Source organism: Rhodococcus sp. UFZ-B548 (assembly GCF_903819475.1).
GTDB lineage: Bacteria > Actinomycetota > Actinomycetes > Mycobacteriales > Mycobacteriaceae > Rhodococcus_F > Rhodococcus_F erythropolis.
Map to the genome: position 1 here is coordinate 63529 of NZ_CAIJDS010000014.1, position 13916 is coordinate 77444.

Annotated in this window: 11 protein-coding genes; 5 read left to right on the forward strand and 6 right to left on the reverse strand. The window is 61.3% G+C overall.

Translation table 11 applies throughout. The features are described 5' to 3' along the window. The 3 genes from H7C86_RS14595 to H7C86_RS14605 form a co-directional block, all read right to left on the reverse strand. A partial coding sequence (locus H7C86_RS14595; RefSeq protein ID WP_259349124.1) for an isopeptide-forming domain-containing fimbrial protein occupies nt 1-2546 on the reverse strand: 2546 nt, incomplete at its 3' end. A gap of 979 nt (nt 2547-3525) precedes the next feature. After that, nucleotides 3526-4221: a glycoside hydrolase family 25 protein gene (locus tag H7C86_RS14600; protein ID WP_370334015.1), complete on the reverse strand. Its 696-nt coding sequence runs from the start codon at nt 4219-4221 to the stop codon at nt 3526-3528. Between the two features lie 107 nt (nt 4222-4328). After that, nucleotides 4329-5666, reverse strand: a complete 1338-nt coding sequence (locus H7C86_RS14605; RefSeq protein WP_019746148.1) for an amylo-alpha-1,6-glucosidase — start codon at nt 5664-5666, stop codon at nt 4329-4331. 110 nt (nt 5667-5776) lie between these two features. Here H7C86_RS14605 and H7C86_RS14610 point away from each other — a divergent pair, with 110 nt between their 5' ends. The 3 genes from H7C86_RS14610 to H7C86_RS14620 all read left to right on the forward strand — a co-directional run bounded on the left by H7C86_RS14610 (nt 5777) and on the right by H7C86_RS14620 (nt 8940). Then, on the forward strand, nt 5777-6475 hold the full coding sequence (locus H7C86_RS14610) for a haloacid dehalogenase type II (protein WP_069146768.1): 699 nt from the start codon (nt 5777-5779) through the stop codon (nt 6473-6475). Nucleotides 6476-6547: 72 nt separating this feature from the next. Continuing rightward, nucleotides 6548-7459: a cation transporter gene (locus H7C86_RS14615; RefSeq protein WP_080909396.1), complete on the forward strand. Its 912-nt coding sequence runs from the start codon at nt 6548-6550 to the stop codon at nt 7457-7459. Between the two features lie 119 nt (nt 7460-7578). Further along, nucleotides 7579-8940: an HNH endonuclease signature motif containing protein gene (locus tag H7C86_RS14620; RefSeq protein WP_031330967.1), complete on the forward strand. Its 1362-nt coding sequence runs from the start codon at nt 7579-7581 to the stop codon at nt 8938-8940. Nucleotides 8941-8989: 49 nt separating this feature from the next. Here the strand turns inward: H7C86_RS14620 and H7C86_RS14625 are convergent, their stop codons facing one another. Further along, entirely contained in the window at nt 8990-9991 is a 1002-nt protein-coding gene (locus tag H7C86_RS14625) for a PHP domain-containing protein (protein WP_182261734.1), read from the reverse strand. Nucleotides 9992-10051: 60 nt separating this feature from the next. On the opposite strand from H7C86_RS14625, the gene H7C86_RS14630 reads away from it, so the two are divergent. Together H7C86_RS14630 and H7C86_RS14635 are read left to right on the forward strand one after the other, a co-directional pair. Further along, on the forward strand, nt 10052-10462 hold the full coding sequence (locus tag H7C86_RS14630; RefSeq protein WP_031330968.1) for a TIGR03668 family PPOX class F420-dependent oxidoreductase: 411 nt from the start codon (nt 10052-10054) through the stop codon (nt 10460-10462). Nucleotides 10463-10606: 144 nt separating this feature from the next. Next, entirely contained in the window at nt 10607-11359 is a 753-nt protein-coding gene (locus H7C86_RS14635) for a cyclase family protein (RefSeq protein ID WP_021332577.1), read from the forward strand. On the opposite strand, the gene H7C86_RS14640 is transcribed toward H7C86_RS14635, so the two are convergent. Next, nucleotides 11356-12888 (reverse strand): GGDEF domain-containing protein, encoded by a 1533-nt coding sequence (locus H7C86_RS14640; RefSeq protein ID WP_021332578.1) that lies wholly within the window; start codon nt 12886-12888, stop codon nt 11356-11358. The two genes, H7C86_RS14635 and H7C86_RS14640, sit on opposite strands and share 4 nt — an antisense overlap. 149 nt (nt 12889-13037) lie before the next feature. After that, nucleotides 13038-13916 carry a metal ABC transporter permease gene (locus tag H7C86_RS14645; protein WP_069146765.1) on the reverse strand — a complete coding sequence of 293 codons (879 nt, stop codon included), beginning with the start codon at nt 13914-13916 and terminating at the stop codon, nt 13038-13040.

Genomic DNA, 13916 nt, shown 5'->3' on the forward strand with positions numbered 1-13916 from the left:
ACATTGGTACCCGAGGCCGGATCCGCAGTCTTCGCGACCGTGAACCCCGGAACCTTCACCGGGTGTTCGGTCGTCACCGGCGGAGGAGTGATCTCCGGACCGGTCGGCGGCTTCGCAGTACCGGTGACCTTGTTGTTCAAGACTGTGCCCGCGGCAACGCCGTCGTTGACCTTCACCTCATAGGTGAGAACGACGGACTTACCGGCTTCGAGAAAACCAGTCCACGAAAGGGTGGTGCCCGACAGAGTCGGATCAGCGGCAGGAGCACCGTCGACGGTCGCCTTCAGCGAACCGGGAACGACAGCGGCGTTATTGAGAACCTCACCCAGATCATCGTTGATCTTTACCGGATCGAGCTTCGTCTTACCGGTGTTGGTTCCGGTGACGGTGTACTTGATCGACTCGCCCGCCTGAACCGTCGAACCGGAAATCGGATCAGCAGTCTTCTCCAGTTTGAAGCCGGGAACCGAGTGATTCGTCTCCACCGTAGGAGGAGTGATGTCCGGACCGGTGGGTGGCTTCGCAGTACCGGTGACCTTGTTGTTCAGAACCGTGCCCGCGGCAACGCCGGCATTGACCTTCACCTGGTAGGTCAGAACAACAGACTTACCAGCCTGGAGATTGGCGGACCACGACAAAATGCTGCCCGACAGGGTCGGAGCAGCGACAGCAGCACCGTCGACGGTCGCCTTCAGCGAGCCCGGAACGACAGCAGCATTGTTGAGAACCGCACTCAGATCGTCTTTGATCGTCGCGGGAGTCAGGGCCGTCTTGCCGGTGTTAGCACCGGTGACCGTGTACGTAATGGTATCGCCGGCCTGAACCGTCGAACCTGTCGCGGGCACAGCGGTCTTCGCGACCGTGAACCCGGGCATGGGATGCGTCGTGCAGAGATTGGTTGCAGGATCGCATGTTGTGGGAGGAGTTGTTGTCCCCGGAACGAGGTAGTTGTTCAGGACTTTGTTGCCACCGTCTTTGACCGTGACGGTGTAGGTGACAGTCCCTTTGCCGCCGGCTGGCAATGTGCCGCCGACTTTGATTTTGTCGGCGCCGTCCAATGCAGCGGTGAGTCCGCCTGTAGCAGCACCGACCGCAACCGTTCCGTCATCAATGACGTCGGCAAGGAAGTCCGTGTAGTCGATCGTTGCCGGCGCAGTGCCGGGATTCTCGAAATTCAGAGTGTAGGTGATTGTTTGGCCGATATTGACCGTCTCACCGGTAGGTGGTGACGACGACTTCTTCACGAGAACCGGAGTGTTCTTGACCTTGCAGTACACGTTGTCGCCCGGTGTGAGTGCTGCCTGCGCAACGTCCCCGACCCTGAGCGCCTGGGTCACACCGTTTACCTGGCAATCCCATGACGTCGCATAGTTCGCGGTCTTGGTCGCCGAGGTAGTTGGCTTCTCCCAGAACGTGACAGGAGTAGGTGTCGTATCTGCGAGGAGCGTACGCCAGCCAGTCGATGCCGTCGTATCTGTAGCGCCGGTCGTGGTGCTCTTGATCTCGGTCGCTGCAGCAGCACCCGCGTTTGCGTGGTGGCCGGTGCTCATGCCGATAGTGAAATCGTCACCGGGGGTGACGCGCGTGAGGTCCTTGTCGATCTTGACCTTCGAGAGCAGGACACCGAAAGCCAGACCCTGACGAGAGGTCGCCAGAACGGTATTACCGAACGTCGCCGCGAAGTTGGTTGGAGCGGTCGATGCAACAACCAAAGTGCCCGGCGAATACTCCTGGTTGTTGACCAGGTTCCAAGAATCGCATCGGACGGTGGTGGCGGGCATAGCCGTCAGCCCACCGTCACAAGCGCGAATTCCGGGATAGCCAGGTTCGTCAACACCAACTGTGCGCGCGATTTGTCGCAGCGGCTTGTCCGAATTGAAGGTGAGGAACTCTTTGTCGGTTGATGTGTTTGCGTCAGTCGACTCGGCATCGGCTGCTACGAGACCGTAGTTGTACACCGTGCCATTGGGCCCGGTCATCACGATGTTCTTGAGCGACACCGTCCCGCCGGATTGTCCATTCACGGAGGACTTCTGGTAGATCGCGGGCTTGATCGTCGACGGCACACCCGTGTAGGCGGACGTTCCCAGCGCTGAGTAACTCAACGTGGGGAGTGCCTTCGCTTCGACCCCCTGATGCGTCTTTCCTGCTACCGAGTCGGTGAGGAAAGCCTTGAAGTTGATCTTGTAGCCCTCGGTGAGCTGGATTTCCATCGACTGCCCGGCCGCGGATGTGGCCGCGGCTTCGTTGAGCGCCGACATGTCGATCCAACAGATGTTCTGCGAGAAAGGGCCAGTGTTAGGGGCGCTGAAGGCACAGCCCTTTGCGGGCTGTTCGTCCGGCAGGACAGCAGCACGAGCCGGCGTCTGAGCCTGAACGGGACCGCCGAGCGTCGCGGCCGGCTGCGCTGATGCAGCTACTGCCGTCGCGCCGGAGAGGCCGAGAATCATCGCGATGGCGGTCCACACCACCGTCCACGCTCGCACCCAGGGCGGGAGCCCTGCGGTGAATAAGGCCGACCTTGTCGGCGGTATGTCGTTAGGCATTTCTTACTCCCCAGGATGTGCCTGATCGATGTTCGGTGGACGGAGATGCGAGAGCGCTGGCGCGAACTCCCGATTGATCGGTTGGTTCGGGTCGATCCGCCTGTTTTCGGCTGATCGACCTCACACCGGACGCTGTTGCCGGTCCTGTCATTCGAGCTCCTCTTCGGAAACACCTGCGTGTTGGAAGAGCCGCCCTGAACAGGACCTTGGCCCTCGAAATCCGTGCAAATCGAGAGCAACCTTCCAGTTATCTGGTTCAAGATAACAGATAACCGGGAGCTTGCCCATCGAAAGTCAGACAAAGCAGACCGATCGACGTTTTTGTTCGTAGATCGGACAAGCTTCGAGGAGCAGCGTTGTTCAAGCGGACAATTCAGCCCTCGGAGTACGGCACCGCTCCGAACGCGATGGCATTCGGCGTTTCCGCTGACCAGATCGGGTGACGACCAACTTCGAGGGCGACAAGGAATCTGGACAAATGCCCAATATGGATAAGGCCTGTTGGATGCGCCACAGCGCCTCGAACCATGAGCGGGAACTCCGTACTGAATGGAGGCCGATCACCCGTGCGAGCACGTCGAAATTTTTCGAATTGATCCAGACCACACCCGGCGACGGCTGCCGGTAACGAAGTACTCCGGGGCTCCGATAATTGGATTGCGAGGTGCCATCTTCGACCGAAACCGAGCGGGCGCCTTCGAGCCAGACCCAACTTCAAGTCCGTTTTGTAGCTTTTCAATTGGAGCGGTCCTGCTCATTTTCTGCCATAGCTATCTTCTGATCCTGCTCAGCTAGTCGAAAGTTCAGCGACTGTGGCTACCACTCGGCAGAATTCTCGTAACTGGCGAGCAACAACCGGACTAACCGGCCAAGATTCGCAAGAGTGCCAAAAAGGGCCCTTCCGCGTTCCTCGAGACAAATGCCTCGAGGGCGAAAGGGCCCGAACCGGGCACCACGGAGCCAAGGGCCCCGCCGCAAGCTAGCTGCTGCCGAACCCCACACTGTTGGCGTAGCGATCGAAATCGCCCTGCGCTCCGCTGTAGACGTTGATATCAGTGTTTCCGGTGATCCCGGGGATGCGTCCGGTGCTGGTGTACTGCCAGAAGGTCCAGTTGGACCAACCGCCGGGCAGCGGGCCCGGAGCGTTCTGCCCGTTGTAATCGGCGATCCACAGCGGGTAGTGGTTGAACTCGGTGGTGTTGGCCATCTGAGTGCGCCAGAAGTTGGGATACGTGTAAATGATTGGCTGCCGCCCGGTGAGTGCCTGGACTGTATTCAGGTAGCGATGAGTCCAGTCGATGACCTGACCGGCGGGCAGTCCCTTCGCGTCCTCGAGATCCAGTACGGGCGGCAGGTCACCAGGTCCGTTGATACCCAGGACGATCGCCGAATAGAAGGCGGCCTGGGCTTCGGGGGACTGGCGAACATCTGCGTAGTGGTAGGCCCCGCGCGAGACGCCGGCAGCCCGCATGACCAGGCAATCCTGGATGAAGTACGGATTGACGTAGTTGAGCGACTCGGTGGCCTTGACCATCGCGAACTCGTGCCCTGACGCCTTGACCTGGAACCAGTCGATTCCGGTTCCGTCCACGTGCTGCCACGACGAGACGTCCGGGCCGCGGGGAGCGTCGGCAGCGGCGAGGCCAGGTGCCGTGATCGCGATGGCAGCTGCCATCGCGATCGGGGTGAGCTTGCCCAGTGTCCTGACGATCCGTCGCTCGACCATTTCCCGAGAGTAAGGTCGACTAGTCCGTTTTGTCCGCTAATTCAGGGAATGTTCACTCAACCGAGCCAATCGAGAACAGCCGCCGCGGTCCACGACTGTTGCATGCTGCCTAGCGGCTCACCGGTGAAAGGCTCGTAGTACTCGGCAAAACTGCCATCACTGGCCTGCCGCAACCCCTCCGAACGCAAGACGTGCGATCGCTCGGCCCACCCCCGACGCGCGAACGCCCACGAGAACAACCACGTGATCACCGGCCACACTGGGCCACGCCAATACTCCCGAGGACGGAAATCGCCGGAAACCGGAGACGTCGACGGTGGGACGGCAAATCGCATGTCCGGGTGACCACAGAATTTGGGCCCCTCGAAAGTACGCAACAGAGCGCGCTCGGCATCGCGGCTCAGGCCGCCACACAGCAACGGCGCAAACATCGCGATGGTCTCGGTATGAACCCATCGTCCGGTGCGAAGATCGAAATCCTTTGCTGCACCCGATCGTTCATCGGTGGTGGCAATTACGCCCTGCCGGAATCGATCTGCCCAACCGCGCAGATCACGGACGTCGGAGTTTGGTCGCGAATGCTCCTCACCGATAGTTGCCAAAACGTCACATGCCATCGAGAAAACCGCACTGACAAACACGTCCTCCACGGCAAAACTCATGGCAGTGGCGAGTTGAGAATCCTCGTACCTCACGGCCTTCATCTCTTCGAGAAGCCAAAGGTAGCGGTCGTATTCGTGATCCGTGGGTCGCTGAGACAAGTCGGTCACCACAGCGAGATCAGCGCGCTGATACGCAGGCACTTGTCCCGCAACAACATTCGCGTATGCCAGATCCCATCGCGGAGAATTGTCCATCCCCGATTCCCACCCGTGATAGAGCGCGATGCGGCCGTTGCCGTCGAGATCGCGGGCCTCCGCCAACCAGCGGTGCCACCGAACCAGATCGCTCCAGCGCCGGTCGAGGAACTCTTCCGCGACCGCACGCGTCGTACGTCCGTGCCGACGCGAATGATCGAGAATCCGCTGCACCGCAATCGCGTGAACGGGGGGTTGGGTGATTCCCGACGTAGCGGTACCCAAAGGAGCATGCGCTGCCAGCGCATTGACATCCCAACGCGTCGGGCCGGGGAAGTAGCCGTCGACACCGTTCGCGAACACGATGTGCGGAATCATTCCGTTCTTCCACTGAGCCGAAAGCAAGGTATCGAGCTCTACTACCGCCCGTTCGACGCTGAGCGGCGCCAAACCTACCGCGACGAACGCGGCGTCCCAGCTCCACATGTGGGGATACAGCTTCGGGGCAGCGCTGGTCATCGTGCCCAGGTCGTTTCCGCGCAGCAGGTAGGCAGCTCGGGCGGCGAGCTGAGTCGGGGTAAATCCGCGGTCGGCCATAGATGTCTATTTTGCGACGCGCGGCGCCTTTGCGCTCATCGAGCACGAATCGGGCGCCGCAACCGCGATAATGTGGCAACACCGTCAGGCGATCTCGAAGTGGAGGGCTTGTGCGCGAGAAGATCAAAGCACTGCTGTTCGACGTCCAGGGCACAGCGACCGATTTTCACAGCACCCTGTGCCGAGAGGCCCGTCGGATCACCGACGCCGACGTCGACTGGCCAAGATTCGTCAATCTCTGGCGCGCTGAATACTTCGCGAACACCTCCGAGGCCGACGACTCCACAGGCGAATGGGTGACAGTACATTCGGTGTACCGCGAGGCTCTGCGCAAGCTGTTGGCCCGCGAGAGCATCGAACTTTCCGATGCCGAACAGGAAGAGCTCACCACCGCCTGGAAATTCCTGGACCCGTGGCCGGACACCGTCGCAGGCCTGACAACCCTGCGCCAGCAGTACACGATCGCTGCCTTGTCCAACGCCGATGTGAATGCCGCAGTCAGCATCTCCCGGCACGGAAATCTGCCATGGCATGCCGTCTTCACCGCCGAAATGGCCGGTGTCTTCAAACCAGATCCGAAGATCTACCACCTGGCTGCTCGATACCTCGGGTTCGACCCGGCCGAGATCATGATGGTTGCCAGCCACAAATATGACATCCGGGCGGCCAAAGCTCTCGGGTTCCGCACAGCCTTCATAGCCCGACCACTCGAATTCGGAGCCAGGGGCAATCCCGATGTGTCATTCTCCGACGAGTTCGACATCAACGCCGAGGACTTTCTCGATCTGGCAGCGCAATTGGTCCACTGATGCCGTGCCTGCGCGTCGTTGCTGGTATTCCTACGTGAAGGAATATCGAAACGGACAGGCGGTTTGGATTTCATGGGCACCAAGGAAGACAGCGCTACCCGCGAACGCAAGGCCCTGCGGTACTCGCTCGTGGTCGCAACGGCGTTGGCTGTGGTCGCCGCATTCTGGGGCTGGATCTCGCAGTCCCAGGTGATCCTGCTCGACGGTGTGTACGCCCTCATCGGAATGGTGTTGACGGCGCTGTCGCTGCGGGTCTCGCGGATAGCCGACTCGGGCCCCACCGCACGCTTCCCGTTCGGTAAGGAGGCATTGATCCCGGTAGTCATCGCTGTCCAGGGCATGGCGCTACTGGCGACGCTCGCCTACGCCGCAGTCGAGGCAGTTCGTGTCATCCTCGCGGGCGGAGCCGACGTCACCGCGGGGTCTCTGGTGGCATACGGCGCTGTCAGCGCAGTGGTGTCGATCATCATCTGGCGATACGTCGGACAAGTCGACCGCACATCTGATCTGCTCGTCGCCGAAGCCAGGCAATGGGGAGCGTCGGCTGCCTTCAGCGCGCTGGTCGCAGTCGGTGCTGTCGCCGCAATGATCCTGGGCCGCACCGATTTCTCCGACGCCGACCGATATGTCGACTCCGTCTTGGTCCTCCTCGGCTGCGCGATGCTGGTCCCGCAACCGTACGCACTTCTGCGAACCGCACTGATCGAACTCCTCGAAGGTGCTCCCGGCGAAAATGTTCAGGCCCGCGTGCACGAAGCCATCACCGCCGTCCGCGACGAATTCGGCTTGGACGAACCGACTCTCACCATGAGCAAGGTGGGTCGCAAGCTGTATATCGAAGCGACGTTCATGGTCGCGCCACACAGCTGGGACATCGACGGTGAAGACGCAGTTCGACGCTCGTTCGCCAACAGCCTCGCCGATCTCCCCTACGAACCATGGCTCAACATCGAACTGACCACAGATCCGGCGCTGATGCTCTAGAGGCGGAATCTCCTCTCGAACAACAGAATCACGACGGCCGGGCCCACCGCACCTTCCCGAAAACGTCCTTGACTCGAAAGTATGTTCGAGTATGATGGGAGATGGAACGGGGGGTTCTCATGACGATCGACATCACCGACGACGCTGTCACTGCCGTGGTCAACAGCTCCGCTGTGGGTGTGCGCGGACGATTGTGGCGGCTGCACCCCACCGACGTCCGCGAGATCGCCATCACCGCGTCAGCGGAAATCCTTCGCCTGGAAGCCATTCGAGTGGCCGCCGTCGACACCCTGACGTTGAACCCGGACGAACAAGTACTCTGCTACCGCGGCACCGGACAATGGCTCGCGAACCACACCATGCTGCAAATCTCCACCGGCAGAAGAATCGCAACCCTAGGCAAAGCCCTACGGTCATTCCCCGAGATCGAAGACCAATTCGACTCCGGCGACCTCACTTTCGAGCACGCAGCACTGATCGTGGCGTTCTGCGAATCCCCACCCAAAACAATGCCCGACGCCGCGCTACCGTACTGCCGCGACACACTCCTCGCCGCAGCATCCGGCGTCGAAGCGACCACCGTCAAACTGCGCTACGCCATCAGCGTCCTCGAGCACATGTTCGAATCCGACGACATACCACCAAGCGAAGACACCGACCGCAACGAACTGCGCATCTCCCCGACCCTCAACGGAAGAGTCGCCGTCCGAGGCGATTTCGACGGAGTGACCGGCGAGATGCTTCTCTCCGCCCTCTCCAGCCTCTCGATGCCCACCCCCGCCAAGGACGGCACACCCGACAAACGACCCGCCGCCACACGCAACGCAGACGCCATGGCAGAACTCATCCGGCGCTACCTCGACAACGCTGCCACCGGCATCGACGGCGGCCAACGCCCACACCTGAACGTGCACATCAACGCCAAAGACCTGGCCTACCACCGTGAATGCGCCACAACGGGTGATGGCTCAACACCTGGCCCGTCCGAGGACGACGATCCCGGCATGCCGGATCTCGACATTCCCGATCTCGACAAACAAGATCTCGATGTCGGCCACATGCCCTGGATGGGACCACTGAGCGTAGGCCGCACCCGCATGATCGCCTGCGACTGCATGCTCGGCGCCGTCCTCCTCGACGAAAACGGTGCCCCACTCGACGTCACCCCACTCAAAAGGCTTGTCACCGCGGCACAACGCACCGCCCTGATCGCCCGCGACAAAGGATGCGCCTTCCCCGGCTGCGACTGCGTCCCCGCCTGGACCGACGCCCACCACATCAAACACTGGGCCAAAGGAGGACCAACCGTCATGGACAACCTGGTCCTGCTCTGCCGAACCCACCACACCCTGATGCACCGAAAACCCGGATTCACCGGAAAATGGGAAATCCAGGTAGGCGCTGATCACCTGCCCTGGTTCATCCCCCCGCCAGGCATCGACCCCGACCAGAAACCCCGCCGCTCCACCACACGGATCTGAACCCGGAGGTCACCGAGCAAACGCCTCGGTGACCCATTCCGGCGTGCTCTCAATTTCCCGCCCACTCCAGAAGACTTTCGGCGGTCCACGTATTGATCACCCGATCCGTTTCGACGCCGCACTTTTCGGCCCGGTCACAGCCGTAGCCCTGCCAAGCCAGCTGACCGGGGGCATGGGCGTCGGTATCGATGGAGAAAAGACAATCGAGATCGCGGGCCAACTCGATCAAACGCGAAGGCGGGTCACGACGCTCCGGTCGGGAGTTGATCTCGACGGCGGTCCCTGATTCTCGGCAAGCCTCGAACACTTTCTCCGCATCGAACTGCGACTCGGGCCGGGTTCCGCGAGCACCCTCGACAAGACGCCCAGTGCAATGCCCGAGAATATCGACACGCGGATTTCGCACTGCAGCAAGCATTCTGCGGGTCATCGCCTCGCGTTCGGACCGCAGCTTCGAGTGCACGCTCGCCACCACGATGTCGAGTTCGTCGAGTAGATCGGGATCCTGGTCGAGTGAACCGTCCTCGAGGATGTCCACCTCGATTCCCGTGAGGATGCGAAAGGGAGCCAGTTCGGCATTCAAACCGGCTATCACGTCGAGTTGAGAACGTAGGCGCTCCGCGGACAGCCCGTTGGCAACAGTGAGGCGAGGCGAATGATCGGTGAGGGCGCAGTAGTCGTGGCCGAGTGCTGCTGCGCGTCGCATCATCTCTTCGATGGGGCTTCCGCCGTCGGACCAGTCGGAGTGTGTGTGGAGATCGCCGCGCAGCGCTTGGCGCAATGGGCCGTCTCCGATGGGCTCGGCCTGCCCCCGCAGTTCCTCGAGATACTCGGGGACGCCGTCGTACGACTGGGCGATGATCATTGCCGTCTTGGGCCCGATGCCGGTGAGAGCCTTCCAACTGTCGGCCTTCCGGCGAGACTCCTTCTGCTCGTCGGACAATCCAGCAAAGACCTCCGCAGCTCGGCGATAGGCCTTGACGCGGTGCGTTTCAGCGCGTGATCGTTCGAGCCAGTAGGCGATCTCCCGAAGCGCTTCATCCGGTTCCATGAGACCACTGTTCCGTCAGCAGCGGCTCGCGGCAAGCCTTGATCCCCTTACGCTGTGAATATGGACGACCCGAGAGCACGATTTGAAGCCGCGCGGGTGGCTCACCTGGCAACGGCAGATGCGGCCGGCGTTCCGCACATCGTGCCGCTGGTATTCGTTTTGGTCGGCGACACCGTCTATTCCTGCGTCGACCACAAACCGAAGACCACCACCGCACTTCGCAGGCTCCGGAACATCACCGAGACGGGGCGTGCGAGCCTGCTCGTCGATCATTACGACGACAACTGGTCCGCACTCTGGTGGGTCCGCGTCGACGGACGCGCGGAGGTCCTCGGCCCCGGCACCAAGGAGTCCGAGAGCGCAATCGACGCTTTGGCCGCAAAGTATCCGCAGTACGTAGATCACCGACCGCACGGACAGGTGATAGCCGTCCGCGATGTGGAGTGGTCGTCATGGTCGGCAGCAGCCTAAGGTTCTGTCCTAGTGTTCAAGGAGCGAAAGTGATTGCAACACTCTCAATTCGGGCAAATTGGCGGGGGATCGATGAAACGACGACAGTTACTTCAGCGCGCAGCCACAGGCCTGGCGCTGGTAGCGGGACCTCAGGTGATCGACATGGGTAGCAGTTCCGGAAGCAGCCAAGACGCAACAACCCCGTTGGATGAGCTGTTGCAAGTCGTTTCGCTCTCCCACGTGAACGACCCCGCGACGACGCCGATTTTTCCCGGCGATCCCGCGTTCACTCTCGACACAGCGGCAACCATCGCAGACGACGGCTACTACCTCCAGTACGTCAAGGAGGGTGAACACACGGGCACACATTGGGGCGCACCCGCGCACTTTCAGGAAGGTGGACTCACAGCCGACCAACTCGATCCGGCCGACCTCTTCCTTCCCGCAGTGAAGATCGACATCCGGGACAAGGCTGCCGCCGATTCGGACTATGCGCTCACGGTCGCGGACCTTCAGGAGTGGGAAACGCGCAACGGCAAGATCCCCGATGGAGCGGCCGTAGTTCTCTGGACCGGTTGGGAATCGCGCTGGGGTAGCGAAGAATATGCCAATGCCGATGCCGAGGGTGTCACCCACCAACCCGGATTCTCGGTGGACGCGGCGCAGTGGCTGATAGACACCGGACGCTTGGGCACCCGCGGAGCATTGGGAACCGACACCTTCGGTCCCGACCTCGGAAACGACGAGACCTACCCCGTCTCGACGCTCCTGTACGACAAGCATCGAATCAGCCTGGAGAACTTGAACAATCTTGCCGCCCTGCCAACCACCGGGGCGAGCATCCTTGTCGGTGGCGCGATCAACAAGGCCGGATCGGGTTCACCGGCAACGATCTTCGCACTCTTACGGCGCTAGTCTTCGCGGCGATCGCAGTAGACGACAACGGCGCCCTTCCCGCTTCTCTTCGCCTCGTACATCGCCGCATCGGCTCGGCGGAGAAGAGCGTGTGCACTCAGCGGCTCGTCCGCCAACTCGAACTTCGCGACACCAACGCTCGCACCCACCGACACCGATGTTTCTGCAGTCTGATCAGAACTGAGCGCGTCGACGATCCGGCGGGCTACGACGACGGCGTCGTCGATCGGGCCCTGCAGAAGTACCGTGAATTCGTCGCCGCCGAATCGAGCGACAAATGCACTCTCGGGAACCGCTTCGCGCAGACGCGCCGTGAGGGCAACCAGTAACCGGTCACCGGCCGGGTGCCCGTAACGATCGTTGACCTGTTTGAAGTCGTCCAGATCGACAAGCATCAGCACCCAATCGGAGTTCGTGAGGCGGTAGTTCTCGATGGCGCTCGCGAAGTGTTCGTCGAATGCGGCCCGGTTGGCGAGCTCGGTGAGTGGGTCGTGATGCGCTCGGTACCGGAGCTCGTCCTGCGCAGCGGAGATCTGTTGGAGGAGCGCGTCGTTCTCGAGGAGCGTGAGTATCTGGCGCACCAGCGCGAGAACCAGCACGCCGACGCCGAGTATCACGACCACGGCATCGAGGTTGCCGACGATCAGTGCCTGAACAGTCACGATCGTCGCGATCACCGCGATCAACAGATACGGCAGCAGCAACTGAGTCCGATCACTTCGCCACTGCTGTGGCGCGTCGCGGTTCCGAGGCTCGGTTCGCTTCGTCAGCGCCGCCAAGGCGATCAAAGGCGGCCCCGCGATGAACCCGGCATCGGCGATGGTCGGCATACTCTCGGCGCCGATCGCCACCAAGTACGCGTACAGACTGTCCGAAAGGGAGAGCATCACCAACCCGCACCCGAGGAACGTCAGCGGTTCGCGGATCTCGGCAACGGCCTTCGGTCCGATGACCATCAGCAAGACCATCGCGATCAGAACGAAGTCGGTGATTGGATACATCACCGCGACAAGAAACCCGAGAGACCCTGTCGGACCGGTATGAACGACGGCACCCAGGGCGGTCGTCCACGTGAGGATGAACAATCCACCGACAACGACAAGCCCGTCGAGCGTCAGCACGAGCCAGAGATGGATCGGGCCGATCGCCTCACGCCGGGGAGACTCACGTACCAGCGACAGAAGCGCCGGTACGGCAAACACCGGGAACATGAAGAAACCGATGTCCGCGATCGACGGCGACGGAAGTGGTACGTGGAGAACTGAGCGGTAGAACGCCCAGAAGAACATTCCGAGGGTCCAGCCGGCCATACCGAGAGCCATCAGAGTTCGCCAACGACGCTCGACTCCGTGATGGCGCCGCGACGTCCACCAACAGACCGCAGTCGCAGTGGCGCCGCCGACGAGCTGGGCGACATCGTCCACCAGAACCGAGGTTCGTGGGCTGAGCAGCCCGGATCCGGCGAGGACGATGACCGCAACAACGACGCCGAGAACCAGCCACGTGCGTCGTGCTCGGAACTGCGTCATCGAAGGGCCCATCGGTGTTCAAGGCGTCACCACCGATTGTCTTGCAGCCGGCATCGTTGCGGCCGGAATGTTTGTGGTGACGAATGCCCGTACGAACCTACCCGATTTGGTAGCGGATTGTTAACTGGACGAACGATCAAGACCGCCCGTCAAACCACGGCGCTGTATTCCGCTCGGGTCCTACGCCGCTGCGAAGTCCATTTCGCAATGACCCCCTGCGACGGGCTGAACAGGTACACCAGGGCGAACACGATGCCCTGCGTCATCACAACCATGCCCCCGGAAGCTGTGTCGAGGTAGTAGCTGACGTAGATACCCGTAATCGCACAGATTGCGGAAACCACCGGAGCTATCACCAGCATCCGCGAGAACTTCTCAGTGAGAAGGTAGGCCGTCGCGCCGGGGATGATCAGCATCGCCACCACCAGCACGACCCCGACGGCTTGCAGCGCCACAACGGACGTGAGTGCGAGGACGCCGAGTAGCAGCGCTCCGAGACGCTTGGGCGAAAGACCTATCGCGTTGGCATGGATCGGGTCGAAGGCAAACAACGTCAGATCGCGACGCTTGATCAACAGAATGCTCAACGCCAACGCGCCGAGTATCGCGACCTGCAGAAGATCGGACGAGCTCACCCCCAGCAGGTTGCCGAAAATGATGTGGTTGAGATCGGTCTGGCTGGGGGTCACCGAGATGAGAACCAAACCGAACGCAAAGAGAGTCGTGAAGACGATACCGATCGCGGCGTCTTCCTTGACGCGGCTGGTGTTACGGATCAGTCCGATCAGTGCGACGGCGATCAGCCCGAAGATCAAGGCCCCGATGGCAAATGGAGCGCCGACGACGTAGGCGAGGACAACACCGGGCAGGACAGCGTGCGAGACGGCATCGCCCATCAGTGACCACCCGATGAGCACCAACCAACAACTGAGCACCGCGCAGACAACCGCCGCCACAACCGCAACGGCCAACGCGCGCACCATGAATCCGTACTGGAGAGGATCAAGTAGCAGTTCTACGAGGTTCAT